Annotated in this window: 18 protein-coding genes; 14 read left to right on the top strand and 4 right to left on the bottom strand. The window is 60.2% G+C overall.

All coding sequences use genetic code 11. The features are described 5' to 3' along the window. Window positions 1-4: 4 nt before the first annotated feature. Complete coding sequence (gene tagH, locus AC07V4_RS01255) at window positions 5-1,315, bottom strand: type VI secretion system-associated FHA domain protein TagH (protein ID WP_492635122.1); 1,311 nt, start codon at window positions 1,313-1,315, stop codon at window positions 5-7. Window positions 1,316-1,708: 393 nt separating this feature from the next. Here tagH and tssA point away from each other — a divergent pair, with 393 nt between their 5' ends. The 12 genes from tssA to AC07V4_RS01195 all read left to right on the top strand — a co-directional run bounded on the left by tssA (window position 1,709) and on the right by AC07V4_RS01195 (window position 19,187). Then, window positions 1,709-2,728 carry a type VI secretion system protein TssA gene (tssA, locus tag AC07V4_RS01250; RefSeq protein ID WP_492635123.1) on the top strand — a complete coding sequence of 340 codons (1,020 nt, stop codon included), beginning with the start codon at window positions 1,709-1,711 and terminating at the stop codon, window positions 2,726-2,728. A gap of 54 nt (window positions 2,729-2,782) precedes the next feature. After that, window positions 2,783-3,289 (top strand): type VI secretion system contractile sheath small subunit, encoded by a 507-nt coding sequence (gene tssB, locus AC07V4_RS01245; protein WP_010168268.1) that lies wholly within the window; start codon window positions 2,783-2,785, stop codon window positions 3,287-3,289. 2 nt (window positions 3,290-3,291) lie between these two features. After that, window positions 3,292-4,788, top strand: a complete 1,497-nt coding sequence (gene tssC, locus AC07V4_RS01240; protein ID WP_431751480.1) for a type VI secretion system contractile sheath large subunit — start codon at window positions 3,292-3,294, stop codon at window positions 4,786-4,788. A gap of 172 nt (window positions 4,789-4,960) precedes the next feature. Beyond that, window positions 4,961-5,449: an Hcp family type VI secretion system effector gene (locus AC07V4_RS01235; protein WP_005792512.1), complete on the top strand. Its 489-nt coding sequence runs from the start codon at window positions 4,961-4,963 to the stop codon at window positions 5,447-5,449. A 78-nt stretch (window positions 5,450-5,527) separates the two neighbouring features. Beyond that, window positions 5,528-6,043 carry a type VI secretion system baseplate subunit TssE gene (tssE, locus tag AC07V4_RS01230; RefSeq protein ID WP_431749800.1) on the top strand — a complete coding sequence of 172 codons (516 nt, stop codon included), beginning with the start codon at window positions 5,528-5,530 and terminating at the stop codon, window positions 6,041-6,043. Beyond that, entirely contained in the window at window positions 6,040-7,899 is a 1,860-nt protein-coding gene (gene tssF, locus AC07V4_RS01225; RefSeq protein WP_492635124.1) for a type VI secretion system baseplate subunit TssF, read from the top strand. Before tssE ends, tssF begins: the two co-directional genes overlap by 4 nt. Then, on the top strand, window positions 7,863-8,906 hold the full coding sequence (gene tssG, locus AC07V4_RS01220) for a type VI secretion system baseplate subunit TssG (protein ID WP_431749802.1): 1,044 nt from the start codon (window positions 7,863-7,865) through the stop codon (window positions 8,904-8,906). Before tssF ends, tssG begins: the two co-directional genes overlap by 37 nt. Then, window positions 8,899-11,577 carry a type VI secretion system ATPase TssH gene (tssH, locus tag AC07V4_RS01215; protein ID WP_492635125.1) on the top strand — a complete coding sequence of 893 codons (2,679 nt, stop codon included), beginning with the start codon at window positions 8,899-8,901 and terminating at the stop codon, window positions 11,575-11,577. The genes tssG and tssH overlap by 8 nt, the downstream gene beginning before the upstream one ends. 96 nt (window positions 11,578-11,673) lie before the next feature. Continuing rightward, complete coding sequence (locus AC07V4_RS01210) at window positions 11,674-13,614, top strand: type VI secretion system Vgr family protein (RefSeq protein ID WP_492635126.1); 1,941 nt, start codon at window positions 11,674-11,676, stop codon at window positions 13,612-13,614. Window positions 13,615-13,629: 15 nt separating this feature from the next. Beyond that, complete coding sequence (locus AC07V4_RS01205; RefSeq protein ID WP_492635127.1) at window positions 13,630-14,061, top strand: DcrB-related protein; 432 nt, start codon at window positions 13,630-13,632, stop codon at window positions 14,059-14,061. Between the two features lie 12 nt (window positions 14,062-14,073). Then, window positions 14,074-18,516, top strand: a complete 4,443-nt coding sequence (locus tag AC07V4_RS01200) for an RHS repeat-associated core domain-containing protein (protein WP_492635128.1) — start codon at window positions 14,074-14,076, stop codon at window positions 18,514-18,516. An 8-nt stretch (window positions 18,517-18,524) separates the two neighbouring features. Then, a complete protein-coding gene (locus tag AC07V4_RS01195; RefSeq protein ID WP_492635129.1) occupies window positions 18,525-19,187 on the top strand; it encodes a hypothetical protein in 663 nt (220 codons plus the stop codon). 90 nt (window positions 19,188-19,277) lie between these two features. Here AC07V4_RS01195 and AC07V4_RS01190 read toward each other — a convergent pair whose 3' ends face one another. The 3 genes from AC07V4_RS01190 to AC07V4_RS01180 form a co-directional block, all read right to left on the bottom strand. Then, window positions 19,278-19,553, bottom strand: a complete 276-nt coding sequence (locus AC07V4_RS01190) for an HU family DNA-binding protein (protein ID WP_003176958.1) — start codon at window positions 19,551-19,553, stop codon at window positions 19,278-19,280. A 191-nt stretch (window positions 19,554-19,744) separates the two neighbouring features. Further along, the gene (locus AC07V4_RS01185; RefSeq protein ID WP_431750136.1) at window positions 19,745-20,893 is read right to left on the bottom strand and encodes an NAD(P)/FAD-dependent oxidoreductase; all 1,149 of its coding nucleotides are present in this window, start codon (window positions 20,891-20,893) and stop codon (window positions 19,745-19,747) included. 37 nt (window positions 20,894-20,930) lie between these two features. Continuing rightward, window positions 20,931-21,098, bottom strand: coding sequence for a rubredoxin (locus tag AC07V4_RS01180; protein WP_015886569.1), 168 nt, complete (start codon window positions 21,096-21,098; stop codon window positions 20,931-20,933). Window positions 21,099-21,293: 195 nt separating this feature from the next. Between AC07V4_RS01180 and AC07V4_RS01175 the strand changes: the two genes are divergently transcribed. Together AC07V4_RS01175 and ubiA are read left to right on the top strand one after the other, a co-directional pair. Then, entirely contained in the window at window positions 21,294-21,857 is a 564-nt protein-coding gene (locus tag AC07V4_RS01175) for a chorismate--pyruvate lyase family protein (protein WP_492635130.1), read from the top strand. Then, complete coding sequence (gene ubiA, locus AC07V4_RS01170; protein ID WP_492635131.1) at window positions 21,857-22,747, top strand: 4-hydroxybenzoate octaprenyltransferase; 891 nt, start codon at window positions 21,857-21,859, stop codon at window positions 22,745-22,747. The genes AC07V4_RS01175 and ubiA overlap by 1 nt, the downstream gene beginning before the upstream one ends. Window positions 22,748-22,774 lie beyond the last annotated feature (27 nt).

Raw genomic sequence — 22,774 nt, 5'->3', positions numbered from 1 at the left:
CGGTTCAGCGTCGCTGTCGGGCGCTGTGTTCTTCGTAGGCTCGGCTGAATTCGCGGCCGAACAGGTCCTGGAAATCTTCCTGGGCCTCACGGGAAATATTGCTGTAGAGCTCGGTGAACTGCTGCCAGTACTGGGCCTGGCGCGAGCCGTTGAACAGGCTCGATAGCCCACCGGGTTTGCCCATGCGCTCTTCCAGTTGCTTCGGTTCGAAGCGCCCGAGCAGGTGCTTGATCGCCGCCTCCACGCCTGCCATGACGGCCAACTGGTGGGCGCGCAGGTCGTCGAAACTGTCGCGTACGGCGGCATCCGGTGCCATGAACGCCTGATTGCCGTGGCGAAGCAGCAGCAACAAGGCCTCGTCGGCGTTCGGCGCAAATTTCAACGGATTGTTTTCGGCGGGACGGATCATGGTCTGCTGCATCCGGAACTCGCCCTTGAGGCTGGCCCGGGCACGCAATACGTCGATCAGGCCCTCGACCATCAAGCGGTAGCTGCGACCGATGTTTTCCATCTGGGCGCAGGCGTCGGCCTTGTCCAGGCGCAGTTGATCCAGCCCGGCACCGCGCAGGAACGCTTGCAGTAAATCGGGCTGTTGTTGGGTATCCGCCACGGGGAGCACCGGCTCGACCACAGGGGGTGGCGCAATCACCGGTGCTGCTGGCGGCGGGGCGACCGGGGCCGACGTGTCGGCAAACAGGTCCCAGTCTTCGGGAATCACCGAGCCGGATGCCACCGGTTTTTCGACGGCGACCGGCGTCGGCGGGCGGAAGTCGTGTTGCTCGGACGGCACATGATCCGCCACGGTCGGCGGCGGTACGGCGGTGGGGCTGAGGAAATCGAACAGGTCCGGCAGGGTGTCCATCGCCGAGGCGCCCTGGAATTGCGGCGCGATCACGGGCGTAGGGGCTGGAGTGCTTGCCACAGCGCCCATCAACGCCTCAAAGCTATTCGGTGAATCACCGGCAAACGGCTGGCTATCAACGGCTTGCAGGTTGAAATCGATACGCGCCTGGATCTCGTAGTCACCGATGCGGATCAGCTCGCCATCCTGCAACGGCTCGCTATTACCTCGGCGCAAACGGATACCGGCGTTAACCAACTCCACCCCGTTTGTACTGTTATCGGTTAAATAATAACGGCCATCTTTGTATTGAATAACGCAATGTTGCGAAGAGACGAGACGCTCCGGATCGGGCAATACCCAGTCATTATCCGAATTGCGGCCAATAGCCATCACGCCCTGATCCATGGACTTTTCCGAGCATTGCCCAGGGGTAATCTTGTGATAACTAGTGATAGTCAAACACAGCGACATCTTGCCTCCTTGCTGATACATCGCGCGCGGTCAATTTCCTGGGACAACGCTTCCCCAGAGATCTCCGCCAGGTCACGCAAATGACCATAACATCAGCTAAAACCCGCATGATCACTGATCTTAGCCGGCTTCCATGACAAAAATCCTGCCTGGGGGCGCCGTTCGACCCGCCAGTCGCGCAGGTTGTTAAACACCGCACATCTGTCACAGAGCGTGAATAGCTTACCTTGACAAGGCATAAGTACTACACCAAAAATGCACAACTTCTTGAACATCAGTAGTGGCACCGTAGTGGCACTCTGGATATAAGGTCAAGAATCCATGCAAAGTTCCTCGTGTAACTAATGCATGCATTGCCCGCCATCTAACGGGCTGATAAGGAGATCAAATTCAGTGGATGTGCCGTTGCTGCTCGCCGCCGTTTCCCCGAATTCGCCGTGTGGCGAAGACATGGAGTATGACGCGCAATTTCTCCAACTGGAGCGTGATGCCAAGGGCCAACCCGAGCGCAGCATGGGCGACTCGATCCTGCCCGCTGAACCGCCGGAATGGCGCAGCATCCAGCAGCAAAGTCTCGACTTGCTACAGCGCAGCAAAGACCTGCGCATCACCCATTTCCTGCTGCAAAGCACCCTCGCCCTCCAGGGCGTGGCCGGACTGGCTGAAGTCCTTTCGCTGATCAACGCATTGCTACGCGACTACTGGTCCGACCTGCATCCGCGCCTGGATGCCGACGATGATAACGACCCTACCGTACGCATCAACGCCCTCACCGGCCTGACCTGCGACACAAACATCCGCCTGCTGCGCGAAAGCATCCTCACACGCTCACGCACCTTCGGGCCTGTGAGCCTACGCGCAGCGCTCAACGCCAGCGGCCTGCAAGTGTTTGCCGAAGAACAGCTCGGCGCCCAGCAGCTAAACGCCGCGTTCCTCGACAGCGACCCCGAGCAGCTGCAAGCCACCCGCGACGCCTTGAGCGCAGCGCGTACCGCGTGCGAGGCCATCGAGCAACAGGTCAATGACCAGGTCGGGTCCGCCCAGGGCGTGGACTTAAGCCTCTTGAAGCAACCGCTCAAGCAGGCCCTGCAAATACTCAATCAAGCGGTGCCAGGCACCGACAGCAGTAGCGAACCCGAGGCCGTCAGTGACGACAATGCCCCCTCGGTCGACTTCGCCGCTGCACCCTCAGCCCCTCGCCCGACCGGCGACATCGCCACTCGCGATGATGTGCTGCGCAGCCTCGACAAAATCCTTGCGTACTACACCCGACACGAGCCTTCGAGCCCGCTGCCGGTGCTGTTGAACCGAGCGAAGAATCTGGTGCACGCCGACTTCGCGGCCATCGTGCGCAATCTGATTCCCGACGGCATGTCTCAATTTGAAAACCTGCGCGGCCCGGACAGCGAGTAAGCCACCGGGCTATGCAGTAACAACACCGTCGCTCAAGCGACCAGGAGCAGCAACGTGGCGAAGCAAAGTTCTCAGAAATTCATCGCGCGCAACCGTGCGCCTCGAGTGCAGATCGAGTACGACGTCGAGCTTTACGGCGCCGAGAAAAAGGTCCAGCTGCCCTTCGTGATGGGCGTGATGGCCGACCTCGCCGGCAAGCCTGCCGAGCCGCTCGCCCCCGTGGCCGACCGCAAGTTCCTTGAAGTGGACGTCGACAACTTCGACTCACGCCTCAAGGCCATGCAGCCGCGCGTGGCCTTCCACGTACCCAACGAACTGACCGGCGAAGGCAACCTGAGCCTGGACATCACCTTCGAAAGCATGGACGACTTCAGCCCAGCCGCCGTGGCGCGCAAGGTCGACTCCTTGAACAAGCTGCTCGAAGCCCGCACTCAGTTGGCCAACCTGCTGACCTACATGGACGGCAAGACCGGCGCTGAAGAAATCATCATGAAGGCGATCAAGGACCCGGCACTGCTTCAAGCACTTGCCAGCGCGCCCAAGCCTGCAGGGGACCAGTAATCATGACTGACAATACCGCCCGCGAAGGCGCCCAGAACCTGGGTGCGACCGAGGAAACCAGCGAGTTCGCGAACCTGCTGCTGCAAGAATTCAAACCCAAGACCGAGCGTGCCCGCGAAGCCGTGGAAACTGCGGTGCGCACCTTGGCCGAACAGGCGTTGGCGCAAACCGACCTGGTGTCCAACGACGCGATCAAGTCGATTGAGTCGATCATCGCCGCCATCGACGCCAAGCTCACCGCCCAGGTCAACCAGATCATCCACCACCAGGATTTCCAGCAGTTGGAAAGCGCCTGGCGTGGTCTGCACTACCTGGTCAACAACACCGAGAGCGATGAGCAGCTCAAGATCCGCGTGCTCAACATCTCCAAGCCGGACCTGCACAAGACCCTGAAGAAATTCAAGGGCACTGCATGGGACCAGAGCCCGATCTTCAAGAAGATGTACGAAGAAGAATACGGCCAGTTCGGCGGCGAACCGTATGGCTGCCTGGTGGGCGACTACTACTTCGACCAGTCGCCTCCCGACGTGGAACTGCTGGGCGAGCTGTCCAAAGTCTGCGCCGCCATGCACTCCCCGTTCATCGCAGCCGCTTCGCCGACCGTGATGGGCATGGGCTCGTGGCAGGAACTGTCGAACCCGCGTGACCTGACCAAGATCTTCACCACCCCGGAATACGCCGGCTGGCGTTCGCTGCGTGAGTCGGAAGATTCGCGCTACATCGGCCTGACCATGCCGCGCTTCCTGGCGCGCCTGCCGTACGGCGCCAAGACCGACCCGGTGGAAGCCTTCGCCTTCGAAGAAAACACCGACGGTGCCGACAGCTCCAAGTACACCTGGGCCAACGCTGCCTACGCGATGGCGGTGAACATCAACCGTTCGTTCAAGCACTACGGCTGGTGCTCGCGCATCCGTGGCGTGGAGTCCGGCGGTGAAGTGGAAAACCTGCCGGCCCACACGTTCCCGACTGATGACGGTGGCGTGGACATGAAGTGCCCGACCGAAATCGCCATCAGCGACCGCCGTGAAGCGGAACTGGCGAAGAACGGTTTCATGCCGCTGCTGCACAAGAAAAACACCGACTTCGCCGCGTTCATCGGCGCCCAGTCGTTGCAGAAACCGGCCGAATATGACGACCCGGATGCCACCGCCAACGCCAACCTGGCCGCGCGCCTGCCGTACCTGTTCGCCACTTGCCGTTTCGCTCACTACTTGAAGTGCATCGTGCGCGACAAGATCGGCTCCTTCAAAGAGAAGGACGAGATGCAGCGCTGGTTGCAGGACTGGATCCTCAACTACGTGGACGGCGATCCAGCCCACTCCACCGAAACCACCAAGGCCCAGCACCCGTTGGCTGCCGCCGAAGTGATCGTGGAAGAAGTGGAAGGTAACCCGGGGTACTACAACTCCAAGTTCTACCTGCGCCCGCATTACCAGCTTGAAGGGCTGACGGTGTCGTTGCGTCTGGTATCGAAGCTGCCTTCGGCGAAAAGCGCATAAGTAGCTGTTGAACCGGCTCTTCTGTGGGAGTCGGGCTTGCCCGCGATACAGGCGGCGCGGTCCGGCTGGCAGACCGCGGTGATGCAATCGCAGGCAAGCCAGCTCCCACAGAAAAGCAAAGCCCCATCGGGCTTAACCAAATCAAGTGGCATGGGCCACACAGGGAGAAAACATGGCTGTTGATATTTTCATCAAGATCGGCGACATCAAGGGCGAGTCCATGGACAAGGCCCACAAGGACGAAATCGACGTATTGAACTGGAGCTGGGGCATGGCCCAGTCCGGCAATATGCACGTTGGCGGTGGCGGCGGCGCGGGCAAGGTGAACATCCAGGACCTGTCGCTGACCAAGTACGTCGACAAGGCTTCGCCCAACCTGATGATGCACTGCGCCAGCGGCAAGCACATCGACAAGGTCAAGCTCACCGTGCGCAAGGCCGGTGGTGAAAGCCAGGTCGAATACATGGTGATCAACCTGGAAGAAGTGTTGGTTACGTCCCTGAGCACCGGTGGTTCGGGCACCGACGACCGCCTGACCGAGAACGTTACCCTGAACTTTGCCCAAGTGATGGTCGACTACCAGCCGCAGAAAGCCGACGGCACCAAAGACGGCGGCGCGATCAAGTTTGGCTGGAACATCCGTTCCAACACCAAGCGCTGATAGCTCTGGTGGCCGTGGCTCCCCGCCACGGCCCCAGAAACCTTGTCCTTCTCACACCCCGTCCGTGGAGCTGCTTTGGTGGTAACTGAAATCGCTTCCCGCGACCGTCTGCAACCGTCCCTGCTGGACCGGTTGACCGACGACGACCCGACCAATCCCAAGGAAAGCGCCGACAAACGCGTGCTGTCCCTGACCCAATTGAAGGCCTCGGTACTGCGTGACCTGGCGTGGCTGCTCAACACCACGTCGTTGCTGGATACCGATGCCACGCTGCACACCCCGGCCGGCACCTCCGTGGTCAACTATGGCCTGCCGGCACTGGCGGGCAACAGTGTTTCCAGCGTCGACATCAAGACGCTGGAGGCGCTGATCTACCAGGCCATCGCCACCTTTGAGCCACGTATTTTGCGTCACACCCTGCGCGTCAAAGCCCGCGTCGGCCATGACGAAATGAACCACAACGCCCTGAGTTTCGAGATCGAGGGCGACCTGTGGGCACAGCCGGTGCCGTTGCGCCTGTTGCTGCAAACCGACCTCGACCTGGAGTCCGGCCATGTACGCGTGGTGAATGCCGACCAGCGGAGGCGTCCATGAACCCGCGCCTGCTGGAGCTGTACAACCAGGAACTGCACCACGTGCGCGAAAGCGCCGCCGAGTTCGCCAAGGAATACCCGAAGATCGCCAGTCGGCTGACCCTGTCCGGCATGGACTGCGCCGACCCGTACGTCGAACGTTTGCTCGAAGGCTTTGCTTACCTCACGGCCCGCGTGCAGCTCAAACTCGACGCCGAGTACCCGACCTTCACCCACAACCTGCTGGAAATCGCCTACCCGCACTACCTGGCACCGACGCCGTCGATGACCGTGGTGCAATTGCAGACCGACCCGGACGAGGGCTCACTGGCCAGCGGCTTCCCGCTGCCCCGCGACAGCGTACTGCGTGCCGCGTTGGGTCGCGAAACCCAGACCTGCTGCGAGTACCGCACCGCACACCCGGTGACGCTGTGGCCATTGCAGGTGAGCAACGCCGAGTACTTCGGCAACCCCGCCGCTGTGTTGGGCCGCCTGGCCGCCAGTGAGCCGAAAGCCAAGGCCGGTTTGCGCCTGACCCTGCGCACCGGCGCCGAGTTGCCGTTCAACAGCCTCGACCTGGACTGCTTGCCGCTCTACCTCAGCGGTGCCGACGAACAGCCGTTCCGCCTCTACGAACAACTGCTGGGCAATGCCTGCGCAGTGTTCGCGCGCAAGCCGGGCGGTGATTGGGTCGAGCGCCTGCCGCAGGACGCATTGCGCTCCCGTGGTTTTGACGACGCCGACGCCGCCATGCCCGTGGTGGCGCGCGCCTTCCAGGGCTATCGCCTGTTGCAGGAATACTTCGCCCTGCCCCACCGCTTCCTGTTCGTCGAATTCGCCGAACTGCACCGTGCGGTCAAGCGCTGCGACGGCCAGGAACTGGAACTGATCGTGCTGTTCGACCGCCATGAGCCAAGCCTGGAAGGCAGTGTCGGCGCGGCACAGTTCCTGCCGTTTTGTACCCCGGCGATCAACCTGTTTCCCAAGCGTGTGGACCGCATTCACTTGTCCGACCGCGTCAATGAACACCATGTGATCGCCGACCGCACACGGCCGATGGATTTCGAGATTCATTCGTTGAGCGGCATCACCGGTCACGGCACCGGACCGGAGCAGCCGTTCCTGCCGTTCTATGCCGTGCGCGATCCATCCCGCTACGGCCGCGACCAGGCTTATTACACCGTGCGCCGCGAGCCGCGCGTGCTCTCCAGCGACCAGCGTCGCAACGGTCCGCGCTCCACCTATGTGGGCAGCGAAACCTTTGTCAGCCTGGTGGACAGCAAGCAGGCACCCTACCGTCACGACCTGCGCCAACTTGGCGTGACCGCACTGTGTACCAACCGTGATTTGCCGCTGTTCATGAGCGTAGGCAATGGCAAGACCGACTTCACCCTGGCCGACAGCGCGCCGGTCTTGGCCGTGCGTTGTGTCGCAGGCCCAAGCCGGCCCCGCGCCAGCCACGCCCACGACGCCAAGGCCTGGCGCCTGATCAGCCAGTTGTCGCTCAACTATCTGTCCCTGAGCGAGCAAGGCCAGGGGGCGGGCGCCTTGCGCGAACTGCTGCGCCTGTACGGCGACAGCAACGACGCCGCCTTGCAATTGCAGATCGAGGGCCTGCGCGAAGTCAGCAGCAAAGCCGTGACCCGACGCCTGCCCATGCCCGGCCCGATTGTGTTTGGCCGTGGCCTGGAGATCACCCTGGAGTTCGATGAAAACGCGTTTCGCGGCACCGGTGTGTTCCTGCTCGGTGCGGTACTGGAACGCTTCCTGGCACGCTACGTGTCGATCAACAGTTTTACCGAGACGGTGATCCGTACCACCGAACGCGGCGAGATCATGCGATGGAAAGCCAAGCCCGGACGTCGTCCGACCCTGTGAGTACCCTGGATGCGATGCATCAGGAGCCCTGGGAATACGATTTCTTCCAGGCGCTGCGGCGTATCGAGTGCGAATCGCCGGACCTGCCGCGCCTGGGCCATTCCCTGCGCCTGGCGGATGATCCGCTGCGCATGGGGCAACAGGCCGATTGCACCTTCGCCCCGGCTACCCTGGCCTCGGTCGATCCCGGTGGCGACGGCAAGCCGGCGCGCCTGGAGCAGTTCTTCTTCGGCCTGGGCGGCCCCAACGGCCCGCTGCCGCTGCATATCACCGAGTACGTGCGCGAGCGTCAGCGCAACAACGCCGACAGTACCAGCAAGCAGTTCCTGGATGTGTTCCACCATCGCCTGCTCAGCCTGTTTTACCGGGCCTGGGCCGAGGCGCGGCCGACGGTCAGTCACGACCGCCCGGACGATGATTACTGGTCCGCGCGCCTCGCCGCCCTGAGTGGACGAGGCATGCCGAGCCTGCTGAATCAGGGGCTCATCCCTGATACCGCAAAGCTGCATTACAGCGGCCACCTGTCGGCGCAGACCCGTTACCCAGACGGTTTGAAGGCGATCCTCGGTGAGTATTTCGGCCTGCCGGTGGAGATCGAAGAGTACATCGGCCAATGGCTGGAACTGCCCGAGCGCAGCCGCGTGGGCGTGAGCGCCAACCAGTTGGGCGTGGACTTTTGCCTGGGCAGCCATGTGTGGGACCGCCAGCATAAATTTCGTATTCGCTTAGGCCCGCTCAAGCTCGATGACTACATGGGCATGCTGCCCGGCCACCAGCCGTTTAACGAATTGGTGGCGTGGGTGGCCGAGTACCTGGGCCATGAACTGGACTGGGACTTGAACCTGGTTCTGCAACAACCTGAAGTACCGGCGCTGCAACTCAACGGCCAGTTCCGCCTGGGCTTCAACACCTGGCTCGGCCAACCCGCGCATGACGCCAACGACCTAATCCTGGCCCGGCATTACGCCGATCAGGCCACCACCTCAAGGAATCCAGAGCATGGGTGAAATCAGTCGCGCCGCACTGTTCGGCAAACTCAACAGCGTGGCCTACAAGGCCATCGAAGCCGCCACCGTCTTCTGCAAACTGCGGGGCAACCCGTATGTGGAACTGGCCCACTGGTTTCACCAGTTACTGCAACTGCAGGACTCGGACCTGCACCGCATCATCCGTCAGTTCAACGTGGAGCCGGCGCGCCTGGCCCGAGACCTGACCGAAGCGCTGGACCGTTTGCCGCGTGGCTCGACGTCGATCACCGACCTGTCCTCCCATGTGGAAGAAGCCGTTGAGCGTGGCTGGGTGTATGGCAGCTTGATGTTTGGTGAAAGCCAAGTGCGGACCGGCTACTTGGTGCTCGGCATCTTGAAGACGCCAAGTCTGCGCCATGCCTTGCTGGGCCTGTCTTCCGAGTTCGACAAGATCAAGGCCGAGGCCCTGAGCGAGCGCTTTGACGAGTACGTCGGCGATTCACCCGAGAACGCGTTGAGTGCCAGCGATGGTTTCAGTGCCGGCGCGGTGCCGGGCGAAGCCAGCGGTGCCATGGCGCCGAGCGCGATGGGCAAGCAGGAAGCGCTCAAGCGCTTCACGGTCGACCTGACCGAGCAGGCGCGCAGCGGCAAGCTCGACCCGATTGTGGGACGCGATGAAGAGATCCGCCAACTGGTCGACATCCTCATGCGCCGCCGCCAGAACAACCCGATCCTCACCGGTGAAGCCGGTGTGGGCAAGACCGCCGTGGTGGAAGGCTTCGCCCTGCGCATCGTCGCCGGTGACGTGCCGCCCGCGCTGAAAGACGTGGAACTGCGCAGCCTCGACGTGGGCCTGCTGCAAGCCGGCGCCAGCATGAAAGGCGAGTTCGAACAGCGCCTGCGCCAGGTCATCGAAGACGTGCAGGCGTCGCCCAAGCCGATCATCCTGTTTATCGACGAAGCCCATACGCTGGTGGGTGCCGGTGGCGCTGCCGGCACGGGTGACGCGGCCAACCTGCTCAAGCCGGCCCTGGCACGCGGCACCTTGCGCACCGTGGCCGCGACCACGTGGGCCGAGTACAAGAAGCACATCGAGAAAGACCCGGCGCTGACCCGGCGCTTCCAGGTGGTACAAGTCGCCGAACCGTCGGAAGACAAGGCGCTGCTGATGATGCGCGGCGTGGCGTCGACCATGGAAAAACACCACCAGGTGCAGATCCTCGACGAAGCGCTGGAAGCCTCGGTGAAACTGTCTCACCGCTACATCCCGGCGCGCCAGTTGCCGGACAAATCCGTGAGCCTGCTGGACACCGCCTGCGCTCGCGTCGCCATCAGCCTGCACGCGGTGCCGGCGGAAGTGGACGACAGCCGCCGTCGCATCGAAGCGCTGGAAACCGAGCTGCAAATCATCGCTCGCGAACATGCCATCGGTATTGCAATTGGCGCGCGCCAAACCAACACCGAGGCACTGTTGAGCGCTGAGCGTGAGCGTCTTGCCACCCTGGAAAGTCGCTGGGCCGAAGAGAAAACGCTGGTGGATGAACTGCTCGCCACTCGCGCCACCCTGCGTGAAAAAGTGGGTGTGGTGGACAGTGCTGCCGGTAACAACGAGAGCGATGAGCTGCGTACCCAACTGGTCGACCTGCAACATCGCCTCACCGCCCTGCAAGGTGAAACCCCGCTGATCCTACCCACCGTGGATTACCAGGCCGTGGCTTCGGTGGTCGCAGACTGGACCGGCATCCCGGTAGGCCGCATGGCGCGCAACGAATTGGAGACGGTGCTCAACCTCGACCAGCACCTGAAGAAACGCATCATCGGCCAGGACCACGCCCTGCAGATGATCGCCAAGCGCATCCAGACTTCCCGCGCCGGCCTCGACAACCCGAGCAAGCCGATTGGTGTGTTCATGCTCGCCGGCACTTCTGGCGTGGGCAAGACCGAAACCGCCCTGGCCCTGGCCGAAGCCATGTACGGCGGCGAGCAGAACGTCATCACCATCAACATGAGCGAGTTCCAGGAAGCGCATACGGTGTCGACCCTCAAGGGCGCACCCCCCGGCTACATCGGCTATGGCGAAGGCGGCGTGCTGACCGAAGCGGTACGGCGCAAACCCTACAGCGTGGTGCTGCTGGACGAAGTGGAAAAAGCCCACCCGGACGTGCATGAGATCTTCTTCCAGGTGTTCGACAAGGGCGTGATGGAAGACGGTGAAGGCCGCGTGATCGACTTCAAGAACACCCTGATCCTGCTGACCACCAACGCCGGCACCGAGTTGATTTCCCACGTGTGCAAAGACCCGGCGAACGTGCCGGAGCCGGAAGACATCGCCAAGGCCCTGCGCCAACCGCTGCTGGAGATCTTCCCACCGGCGTTGCTGGGCCGTCTGGTGACCATTCCGTACTACCCGCTGAGCGACGAGATGCTCAAGGCAATCACCCGCCTGCAACTCAACCGCATCAAAAAGCGCGTGGAGAGTACGCACAAAGTTGCCTTCGACTACGACGACGCAGTGGTCGACCTGATCGTCTCGCGCTGCACCGAAACCGAAAGCGGCGGCCGCATGATCGACACCATTCTCACCAACAGCCTGCTGCCGGACATGAGCCGTGAGTTCCTCACACGCATGCTCGAAGGCAAGGCACTGGCGGGGGTGCGGATCAGCAGCCGGGATAATGAATTGCACTACGACTTCAGCGACGCTGATTGACCTGAAGGAACACAATCAAAAATGTGGGAGGGAGCTTGCCCCCTCCCACACTTGGATTCGGTTTCTTCAGTTATTTAGTCATTTACGAGACGCCCGATGCTATTCAACCAAGCCTCACGCCTGGCCAAAGTCACCAGCCCTCTCGGGCCGGATGTGCTGCTGCTCAATGAAATGGGCGGCGGCGAAGAGCTGGGTAGGCTGTTCAACTACGAGCTGCAACTGACGTCCCTGGACGCCAACATCGACCTTAACCAGTTACTGGGCAAGCCGATGAGTGTGGGCCTGCAACTGGCGGACGGTGGTGAGCGGCACTTCCACGGCATCGTTGCTCGTTGTAGCCAGAACATCGACCAGGGCCAGTTCGCCAGTTACCAGGTGACGCTGCGCCCTTGGCTGTGGCTGCTCAGCCGCACCTCGGACTGCCGGATTTTCCAGAACCTGAGCATCCCGCAGATCATCAAGCAGGTGTTCCGCGACCTGGGTTTTTCCGATTTCGAAGACGCTCTGAGCCGGCCGTACCGCGAGTGGGAATACTGCGTGCAGTACCGCGAGACCAGCTTCGATTTCGTCAGCCGCCTGATGGAACAAGAAGGCATCTACTACTTCTTCCGTCATGAGCAGGATCGCCATGTGCTGGTGCTGGCCGACGCCTATGGCGCCCACACCACCGTGCCGGGCTACGCGTCGATTCCGTACTACCCCAAGGATGAGCAGCAACGCGAACGCGACCACATGCATAACTGGCACTTGGCGCAGGAAGTACAGCCGGGTTCGCTGGAACTCAACGACTACGACTTCCAGCGCCCCAGCGCCAGCATCGACGTACGTTCGGCCATGCCGCGTCCGCACACCGCCGGTGACTACCCGCTGTACGACTACCCCGGCACCTACGTGCAAAGCCAAGACGGCGAACACTACGCACGCACCCGCATCGAAGCCCTGCAAACCCTGCATGAACAGATCGAGTTCAGCGGCAATGCCCGCGGCCTGGGTTCAGGGCATTTGTTCAGCCTCACCGGCTTCAGCCGCCAGGACCAGAACCGCGAATACCTGATCGTCGGTTGCCGTTACTACATCGTCCAGGAAAGCCTGGAAAGCGGCAGCGGATCAGCCTCGGCGCAGTTCGAAAGCAGCCTCACCTGCATCGACGCCCAGCAGAATTTCCGGCCGCTGGCGAACACCCACCGGCCCATCGTCAAAGGCCCGCAGACCGCGTTGGTAGTCGGCCCTAAAGGTGAGGAAATCTGGACCGACCAGTACGGCCGCGTGAAGGTGCATTTCTATTGGGACCGCCACGATCAATCCAACGAAAACAGCTCGTGCTGGATTCGTGTATCGCAATCCTGGGCAGGAAAAAACTGGGGGTCGATGCAGATTCCACGGATCGGCCAGGAAGTGATTGTGAGCTTTTTGGAAGGCGACCCGGACCGGCCAATTATCACCGGCCGCGTGTACAACGCCGAACAGACCGTGCCCTACGACCTGCCGGAAAACGCGACCCAGAGCGGCATGAAAAGCCGATCCAGCAAGGGCGGCACACCGGCCAACTTCAATGAAATCCGCATGGAGGACAAGAAGGGGCTGGAGCAGCTGTACATCCACGCCGAGCGTAACCAGGACATCGTGGTCGAGGTGGATGAAAGCCACTCGGTGGGGCATGACCGCAACAAGAGCATCGGCCACAACGAGACGGTGACCATCGGCAACAACCGCCTGCGCATCGTCAAGCAAGAGGACATCCTTTCGGTTGGCCAGCGCAAGACCGACAGCATCAGCCAAAGCTACGTGATCGAAGTGGGCGAGAACCTGCGCCTGGTGTGCGGCGAAAGCATCCTGGAATTGAACGCCAGCGGGCAGATCAACCTGACCGGCGTGCAAATCAGCTTCTACGCCAGCGGCGACGCCGAGTTCAACACGGGCGGTGTGCTGCACCTGAACAACGGCGGTGGCGCGGGTGCGACGCCTGATGGCCAGGGTGTGAAAGCCAGCATCGACGCCAACATCAAAGCCGCGTTCCCTACGCCTAAAAGCTCCTGACGAGACCTGTTTGCCATGACGTACCGAATCAATGAATTCCAGTTCCAACTGCCGGCCGGCGAGCTGCAGGACGCGTCGATCAATATCCTCAAGTTCCCTGAATTGGGCACCTCCTTGATCGTCAGCCGCAGCTTGCTCGCCGAGGGTGAAACCCTGCACAGCAACTTCAATGACCAACTCCAGCGCCTGGAAAAACAGGTACAGGATCTGCGTTATCAGCCGGGCGTTGATGTGCGCCTGGGCGCTGCGCAAGAAGTGGAAGGCATCGAGTTGCGCAGCCAATTCAACAAGGGCAATGACAAAGTGTTCCAGTACCAGTTGGCCCTGGTGTTGCCGGGTACGCGCAAGATGCTCGCCTTGAGTTATGTGAAGGCGGACAAGCTCGGGGATACCGAGGCCGCGCACTGGGCGACGATCAAGAATTCGCTGGCGTTCGACGCCCTTTGATGAGTTGCCTGCATGTCTGATGCTCTATGGGCTGCCCGGATGGGCGATGCGCTGACCCACACTTCCATGATGGCCGATATCCTCGGCGGTGTATTGGAGGTGGCAGCCAACGTGGCGATCACAGCACTGGCGACTGCAGCGGTGGCGGCGGCGATTGGTGTCACGGTCGCTACTGCCGGCATTGGTGGCTGCATCCTCGGCGCCGTGGTCGGTATTGTCGTCGGCATGGCCATGAGCAAGACGGGGGCCGACAAGGGCCTCAGCAAGATGTGCGAGAGTTTCGCCAATGCGCTGTTTCCACCGGTGGTGGAAGCCACGATTGCGGTGGGCTCGACCGACACGTTCGTCAACAGCATCCCCGCTGCGCGTGCGGCAGGTGCAATTCCCTCCCATGTCGCGCCCGCTGGGACCGAGCTTGAACCCGACGAACCCGAACCTGATGTCGAAACTGCGCCAGAACCCGGCTTCCTGGACATGGCTGAGGGATTCTTCTCCCAACTGTGGCGCCCTACCGTTGCCTATCCAGCACCCGGTGTCGTGCCGCTGCCCACCGACTTGGTCCTATGCGCCCGCCACCCACCAATGCCCCCGCAGCTCCTTGCCGAGGGCTCCGATAAAGTCACCATCAACGGTCAACCCGCCGTACGCAGCGGCGACCGCAGCATGTGCGATGCGACGGTAGTTTCCTCAGGCCTGATTTCGCCAAACGTCACGATTGGTGGCGGCACGGTAGTGGTACAGGAGATTCGCAGCGGCAAGACACCCGGTGTGGGGCTGGCGATTGAAGCCCTCATGATGCTCAAGGGCGCGAAGGGGAAAACGCTGAGTAATTTGCCGTGCATGTTGCTCAGCGGTGTGGGGGCTTACGCAGTGAGCCAAGCCATGGGGGCGATGGCAAACGCTGCGATGGGGTCGCCCAACCCCGTGCATGCGGCAACAGGCGCCAAAGTTCTGGGCAGCGATTTCGACCTGGACTTTTCCCTGCCTGGAGTGTTGCCGATTGACTGGCAGCGCTTCTACAACAGCCGCGACCTTCGCCGCGATGGGCTGTTCGGTGCAGGCTGGAGCGTGCCTTATGAAGTCGCCGTACAAATACAGCCTCATCCAGATGGCGGTGAAGAACTGATCTATACCGACGAGCAGGGCCGTCGTATCAACCTGGGTTCAGTGGCGCTGGGTAGTGCGATGTTCAGCCCTGGCGAGGGCTTGAGCATTCGACGCCACCGTAACGGGCAACTATTGATTGAAAGCGACAACGGTCTGTATCGGCTATTTGACGCCTCCCCCGACGACGCTTTATTACTGCGCCTGAGCCAATTGGGCGACCGCAACGACAATCGTATCTATCTGGAATATGACGCAGCGGGTCGATTGATGGCGCTGCGCGACACGTTTGACCTGGTCCGAGTCGAGTTGATTCACGAACAAGGCCGTGTCGACCGGATTGAGCAGTTGCATCCCGATCATCGCCGGGAAGTTCTAGTCAGTTATGCCTATGACCAGGCTGGCAACCTGGCAGAAGTGCGTGACGCTACGGATCAGGTCCAACGGCGCTTCGCATACGACACCGGGCGTCGCATGGTGGAGCACCAACTGCCTACCGGTCTGCGCTGCTTCTATGAATGGGCTTTGATTGAAGGAGTCGAGTGGCGTGTAACTGGCCATTGGACCAATGACGGCGATCGCTATCATTTCGACTATGACCTGAACGCAGGGACGACACGTATCACCGACGGCTTACAAAGGGTAAGCACACGCGTATGGAATACCCAATATCAGGTTACCCAGTACACCGATAATCTGGGGCAAGTATGGCGCTTTGAATGGAACGACGAACGCCAATTGCTCAGCGCAACAGACCCGCAAGGTGGACGTTATGAATACTGTTATGACGAATCCGGCAATCTGATCAGCGAAATGGACCCTCTGGGGCGCCGCGACACAACCCTCTGGCTTGATCATTGGTCATTGCCGCTAGTCGAGACCGACGCCGCCGGCAACAGCTGGAAATTCCTGTATGACCCCCGAGGCAACTGTATCCGTGAGACCGACCCTCTCGGCAACATCACGCGTTACCAGTACGACACTCACGGCCAACCTGTTGAAATCATCGATGCCACCGGCAAACGTAAAAAACTCCGCTGGAACCAAGCAGGGCAACTGATTGAACACGTCGATTGCTCGGGCTCGCCGACACGGTTCATTTATGACGCACGCGGACATTTGCAGGCTATCTCTGACGCACTGGGGGAGCGGACTGAATTCAAGCACGACGCGCAGGGCAGACTGATTGGCGTCCAATTGCCTGATGGTCGCGAAGAACACTATCAGCGCGATGCCAGCGGACAACTGGTCGGGTACACAGATCCCGCCGGGCACAGCACCCATTATCAATACACACGACGTGGCCAGGTACGGCAACGCACTGATGCCCACGGTCGTAACGTGCAGTTTGGATACGATGCTTATGGGCGCCTTCTGTCTCTGACCAACGAGAACGGCGAAAGCTATCGATTTTCGTGGGATGCAGGCGATCGCCTGACCGAACAGCAGGATCTGGATGGCAGCTCCAAACGCTACGAGCACGACTGTCTCGACAATGTCATCCAGTTTGAAAGCGTTCCCGCACCTTACGGCAGCGGGATCGGACTGGTACCGGAAATAGCTGCCAAACCCATTGTCCATCGACTCACGCGCGATGCAATGGGGCGGTTGAGCGCCAAGACAACGGATGATGGTCACACCCAATACACCTACGATATGTTGGACCAACTGACTGGTGTCCACTTCATGGACACGAGCGGTCAGTCACAGTCACTGGGGTTCTCGTACGACGCTCTCGGGCAGATGCTGGAAGAACAGAGCCAAGCAGGCTCATTGCAACATCACTACGACGAACTAGGGAATCTGATCCAAAGCAAACTGCCCGACGGGCGCTGGATCAATCGTCTTTATTATGGCAGCGGCCATCTGCATCAAATTAACCTCGATGGCCAGGTCATCTGTGATTTTGAGCGCGACCGGCTGCACCGTGAAGTACTGCGCACCCAGGGCCAGATCAGCACTCAGAGCAACTACGATCGTTCGGGCCGCCTGCGTGCACGACAACGCCGCAAGACCAGCCCGGGTACGCAGGGAGCGGCATCGTTACAAAAGCAGTTCGAATACGACGCGGCAGACAATCTGATCACTAAATTGGACCGACACCCCGCGAACCAAGCTCGCCAGTTGCTGCACTACGATGCCACCGCTCGGATTATCGCCAGCCAGGACAGCGGAATGGGGCAGCACGAAACCTTTTCCTATGACGCCGCCGCCAATTTACTGGATGGGCCACCATCCGGTAGCGGACTGGTTGTGCATAACCGCCTACTGACTTATCAGGACAAACGTTATCGCTATGACGGCTTTGGCCGAATGGTCGAAAAGCGAAGCGGTCATCGCGGCGTACAACACATGCGTTATGACGCCGAACATCGTCTGATCGAAGTACGGAACCAGAGCGGCAATGTGGTCCGCATGACCTACGACCCACTGGGTCGACGCATCGAGAAAAACGAGACGAGCAGCGACGGATACTTACTCGGGACAACACATTTCAGTTGGGATGGCTTACGGCTCCTGCAAGAACACCGGAACAACCAGACCAGCCTCTATCTGTATGAAGAAGACGGCTATGAGCCATTGGCCAAGGTGGACGGTGTAGGCTCCCAGCAAAAGATCCGGTACTACCATAACGACTTCAATGGCCTCCCTCTTGAGCTCACTGAAGCCGACGGCCAAACGCTGTGGCAGGCCACTTATCGCGTATGGGGAAATACCATACGGGAAACCCGTGAACCCTATTACATCGAGGAGCAAAACCTCAGATTCCAAGGCCAGTACCTGGATAGAGAAACCGGACTTCATTTCAATACCTTCCGGTTCTATGACCCGGATATTGGCCGCTTCACGACACCCGATCCTATCGGACTCTTGGGTGGGCTCAACTTGTACGCCTACGGCCCTAATCCGATTACCTGGATAGATCCACTGGGATTGTCCTGCACAAACAAAAAACCTACAGCAGCCAGTCTGTCGGATAAGGATTTCGTCAAGAAAATTGCCAGCAAGGCGGAAAAATGGGGCGTTAAAAACAAGCATGGCGCTGCAGGCACTGGTCCGGTCCAGGGCAGCAAAAAGCACACCTACGCCGACAAATTGCTAAAACGCTACCAGCGCATGACCGGGCAAAAGACTCACTTGGCGGTGGAGAAATCCTATTTGAAAGGCGTTGAGGTCCCGAAAGGAACCGCCGGTAGCGCGCGGCCAGATGTTTACAACAAGAACACCGGGGAAGTGCTGGATTACAAGTTCACAAAAGACCCGAACGGGCCGATTAGCAGTCGACAACAGACCAACAATAATAATAACCTCCCGATAAAACCACCTTCACAGACAGCGATACACCCCTGAGACACCTTATGAAAAAAATGACGGCCACTGAAAAAAAGGCAATTACCCAAGACTGGAAAGAAGTGATGGGGACTTATGAGATATATAAACCCCTTCATTTATTAAAGCGTAACGGCCCTCTGCTGACCGGCATTTATCTCAAGCCCGTTTACGGTGAGGAACACTATGTTCCGGTGTTCCACACTCACTCATTGATGACGTCGTTCCCAGTAGTCTCGCTGGTTTCGCCGATGTCACTATTGAACAATAAGGGTGTTGAGGAATCGATAAGCCCTTTGCGCCACTCAAATAAGTTCGAAGAACTTATTGAACGTTTTCGATCACAATGCCCTATTGCGTTCCTCGAGACACTGTCATGTACCACGCTGGACTCTATTTATAAAACTACTGTAGCCAGTGGAGATAACTTCCCAGTACAGGCCATGACCGACAATATATTGTTATTGGCTTGGTGCAAAAAGAGTGCAATGGCCCACGAACGCATCGAGCATTACAAGTCCATCCTTCAGGGATGGCCGGAAGGTGTGACTCAACGCGTAGGCGGAGCAGCGGGCTGGGAGCGTGAAGTCAAAACACTGATGGCCCCGCAGCACCTTGAAAACTCCGTTGCACAAGAATTAAAGAAGCTCAAACTGAGCCAGTTCCCGGATCACTCGCTTGTGTGTGATTAACCAGCAAGGCCCTCACAAAAAATGGGCACCCGACCCAGTCGGCGTGCCCATTTTTTCTACCACCCCGCCCCCTTCGAGACGGTAACGCCCTTACGCGTTGACTGTGTCTTTCAGCGATTTGCCCGGCTTGAACGCAACAGTATTGCTGGCCTTGATTTTCACCGGCTCACCGGTCTGTGGGTTTTTGCCAGTGCGTGCGCCGCGGTGGCGTTGCAGGAAGGTGCCAAAACCAACCAGGGTGACGCTGTCCTTGCGGTGCAGGGCGCCGGTGATTTCTTCGAGAACGGCGTTGAGGACGCGGTTGGCCTGTTCTTTGGTGAGATCCGCTTTTTCAGCGATGGCGGCTGCGAGTTCTGGTTTACGCATATGTGAAGCCTCTTTGACGGTTTTTTGTTGTTATGTCCGTGCTGCTCATCGACGGAGCAGCGCCCAAGGCGCCGCAGGCTCTACTCTGCGGCAGACGGGAGTGAGGATGGCATGCCCTCGCACGCTCCGCCAGTCTCGCGGCGACCTTTCTGAGGGTAGGAGCGTGCTGATTCCGACAGAACGACCGGCATTTACGCCAGTAAAGGCGGAAGTTCTTTATTGAGGGCCAGTTTTTCCATGACGGCGCTGCCGGTCAGCGCGTAACCCAGCAGGCGACCGCTGGCGTCGCGGCACAGGGCCTTGATATCGGCGCCCTGGCCTTCGACACTCCAGACGCCTTCGGTGCCCCGTGGCGGTGGCGACACGACCAGCGGGCAAATCGGGGTTTTCACGGTGATCGGCATCGGTCCATAGCTGACGGCGGTGGCATTGCCGGCCAGGGTCTGGGCCAAGGCGCGGGCGCAACTCATCAGCGGCATCACGTACAGCAGGTTCAGCCCATCGACCTCGGCGCAGTCGCCCAGGGCGTAGATGTTGGCGTGGGATGTCTTGAGGTGGCGGTCCACCATGATCCCACGGTTGGTCTGCAAGCCGGCAGCAGCAGCCAGGTCGACACGTGGACGCAGGCCGATGGCCGAGATCACCAAGTCGCAGTGAATCACTTCACCGTCGGACAGGTGGGCTTCCAGGCCATCGGCAGTGCGCTGCAGACGGTTGAGCACCGGCCCCAGGTGGAAACGTGCGCCGAGGCCTTCCAGCCCAGCCTGCACTGCTGCAGCGGCTGCCGGGTGCAACAGGGTCGGCATGACTTGTTCGCACGGCGCCACCAGGTCGATTTCATAGCCGCCGAGGATCAGGTCGTTGGCGAACTCGCAACCAATCAGGCCGGCGCCCAGCAACAGCACGCGGCGCTTGCCGGCCGCAGCAGTGCGAAAACGGGCGTAGTCTTCAAGATCGTTGATCGGGAAAATCAGCTCAGCCGCATCGCCTTCGACTGGCACACGCACCGTCTCCGCGCCCCAGGCCAGGATCAAGTCGCGATAAGCCACCGCTTCCTCGCCGATCCACAGGCGCTTGTGGCCCGGGTCGATGCCGCTGATGCGGGTGTGAGTGCGCACTTCGGCCTTGAGTTGCTCGGCCATGGCGCCCGGTTCAGCCATGCTCAGGCCATCGGCTTCCTTGTTCTTGCCAAAGCCGGTGGAGAGCATGGGCTTGGAGTAGGAGCGCCCGTCATCCGCGGTGATCAACAGCAGTGGGGTCTCGCTGTCGAGCTTGCGAAACTCCCGGGCCACGTTATAACCGGCCAATCCTGTGCCGATGATCACGACAGGTGCGTTCATTCCTTTCTCCTTGTAGTACTTATCTGAAAACCGAAAATTAGCCGATTTCGATCATTTCGAAATCCATTTTGCCCACGCCGCAGTCCGGGCACAGCCAGTCTTCCGGGACGTCTTCCCAACGGGTACCAGGCAGGATTCCATCATCCGGCCAACCGTCTTTCTCGTCATAGATCAGGCCGCAGACTACACATTGCCACTTCTTCATTACTTGCTTCCTCAGGGTCCAGGCATCTTGGCCGACGGTCGATAGACCCGCGTTGCCGTGCGGCTCAGGGCGTTTTGTACTGATCGGGGCTGGCAGATGCAAGCACGATCGACGCAAACAGCCGGTTCAGTCCGGCAAAAAACCAGGACGCCATGGTAAGCTCGCCGCCTCTTTTGCTGCCAATACTGACTCACCGTGCCGCACTCAATCGACCCTCCCGATGCTTGCCAATGGCTGATCCAGAGCCTTCTACTGCCTGTGCCCACACCCTTGACCCTCAATTGGCTGTTCAATGAAGACTCGCTGACGCGGCGGCTGACGTGGCTGTCCAACGACGGCTTCAGCGTGACGCCGCTGTTCGAAGGCTGGCAGCCTTTGCGCGATGATGAATGTGTGGCACTGGGTCTGCCCACGGCCACAGTCGGTTGGGTACGTGAAGTGTATCTGCGTGGGCATGGCCAACCATGGGTGTTCGCCCGTAGCGTGGCGGCGCGCAGTGCACTGGAGGGTGACGGCCTGCATATGGATGAACTGGGTAGCCGCTCGCTGGGGGAGTTGTTGTTCTGCGATCACGCCTTCACCCGCCAGGCCATCGAGGTGTGCCATTACCCACGGCAATGGCTGCCCTCTGCGGATCAGGCCGATGGGCTATGGGGCCGCCGTTCGCGCTTTGATCGCGGGCCCTTGAGCGTGCTGGTCGCTGAAATCTTTTTGCCCAGCTTCTGGCATGCGCTGCATGACCATCCGGAGAACTGCTGATGTATCAACGTCTGCTCAAATCCTTGAACCACCTGAATCCCAGGGCCTGGGACTTCATTCAGCTGACCCGCATGGACAAGCCCATCGGCATTTACCTGCTGCTGTGGCCGACGCTGTGGGCGCTGTGGATCGCCGGCAAGGGCTCGCCATCCGTTCTCAACATCGTGATTTTCGTGCTGGGCGTGGTGCTGACCCGCGCCGGTGGCTGTGTGATCAACGACTGGGCCGACCGCAAGGTCGACGGCCATGTGAAGCGCACTGAGCAACGCCCGCTGGTGAGCGGCAAGATCAGCTCCAAAGAGGCACTGGTGTTTTTTGCGGTGCTGATGGGCATCAGTTTCCTGTTGGTACTGCTGACCAACGCCAGCACCATCCTGCTCTCCCTTGGCGGCCTGGCGCTGGCGGCAAGCTATCCGTTCATGAAGCGCTACACCTATTACCCGCAAGTGGTGCTGGGCGCGGCGTTTTCCTGGGGCATGCCGATGGCGTTCACCGCTGAAACCGGCCACCTGCCCGCCACCGCGTGGCTGCTGTACATCGCCAACTTGCTGTGGACGGTGGGCTACGACACGTATTACGCGATGACCGACCGCGACGATGACTTGAAGATCGGCGTGAAATCCACGGCCATTCTATTCGGCGATGCCGACCGTGTGATCATCCTCACGCTGCAGGGCCTGTCGCTGGTGTGCCTGTTATTGGCGGGCGCACGATTCGAACTGGGCGGCTGGTTCCATCTGGGTCTGCTGGCGGCGGCGGGCTGCTTTGCCTGGGAGTTCTGGTATACCCGGGACAGAGATCGCATGAAGTGCTTCAAGGCGTTTTTGCACAACCACTGGGCCGGGCTGGCGATTTTTGTCGGGATTGTGGCGGATTACGCCTTTCGCTGAGGTTTTTGTGGCGGCTGTCCCGACCTC

Source organism: Pseudomonas sp. GW821-FHT03A09 (assembly GCF_059421065.1).
Note: the sequence above shows the minus strand (reverse complement) of the source record. Positions and strands in the feature narration are given on the sequence as shown.

Coding starts and splice junctions, on each gene's coding strand:
- ubiA (WP_492635131.1), top strand. CDS start 21,857: ATGTATCAACGTCTGCTCAAATCCTTGAACCACCTGAATCCCAGGGCC.
- AC07V4_RS01180 (WP_015886569.1), bottom strand. CDS start 21,098: ATGAAGAAGTGGCAATGTGTAGTCTGCGGCCTGATCTATGACGAGAAA.
- AC07V4_RS01200 (WP_492635128.1), top strand. CDS start 14,074: ATGTCTGATGCTCTATGGGCTGCCCGGATGGGCGATGCGCTGACCCAC.
- tssC (WP_431751480.1), top strand. CDS start 3,292: ATGACTGACAATACCGCCCGCGAAGGCGCCCAGAACCTGGGTGCGACC.
- AC07V4_RS01205 (WP_492635127.1), top strand. CDS start 13,630: ATGACGTACCGAATCAATGAATTCCAGTTCCAACTGCCGGCCGGCGAG.
- tssG (WP_431749802.1), top strand. CDS start 7,863: ATGGAAAGCCAAGCCCGGACGTCGTCCGACCCTGTGAGTACCCTGGAT.
- tssF (WP_492635124.1), top strand. CDS start 6,040: ATGAACCCGCGCCTGCTGGAGCTGTACAACCAGGAACTGCACCACGTG.
- AC07V4_RS01210 (WP_492635126.1), top strand. CDS start 11,674: ATGCTATTCAACCAAGCCTCACGCCTGGCCAAAGTCACCAGCCCTCTC.
- AC07V4_RS01235 (WP_005792512.1), top strand. CDS start 4,961: ATGGCTGTTGATATTTTCATCAAGATCGGCGACATCAAGGGCGAGTCC.
- tssH (WP_492635125.1), top strand. CDS start 8,899: ATGGGTGAAATCAGTCGCGCCGCACTGTTCGGCAAACTCAACAGCGTG.
- AC07V4_RS01185 (WP_431750136.1), bottom strand. CDS start 20,893: ATGAACGCACCTGTCGTGATCATCGGCACAGGATTGGCCGGTTATAAC.
- tagH (WP_492635122.1), bottom strand. CDS start 1,315: ATGTCGCTGTGTTTGACTATCACTAGTTATCACAAGATTACCCCTGGG.
- AC07V4_RS01190 (WP_003176958.1), bottom strand. CDS start 19,553: ATGCGTAAACCAGAACTCGCAGCCGCCATCGCTGAAAAAGCGGATCTC.
- AC07V4_RS01195 (WP_492635129.1), top strand. CDS start 18,525: ATGAAAAAAATGACGGCCACTGAAAAAAAGGCAATTACCCAAGACTGG.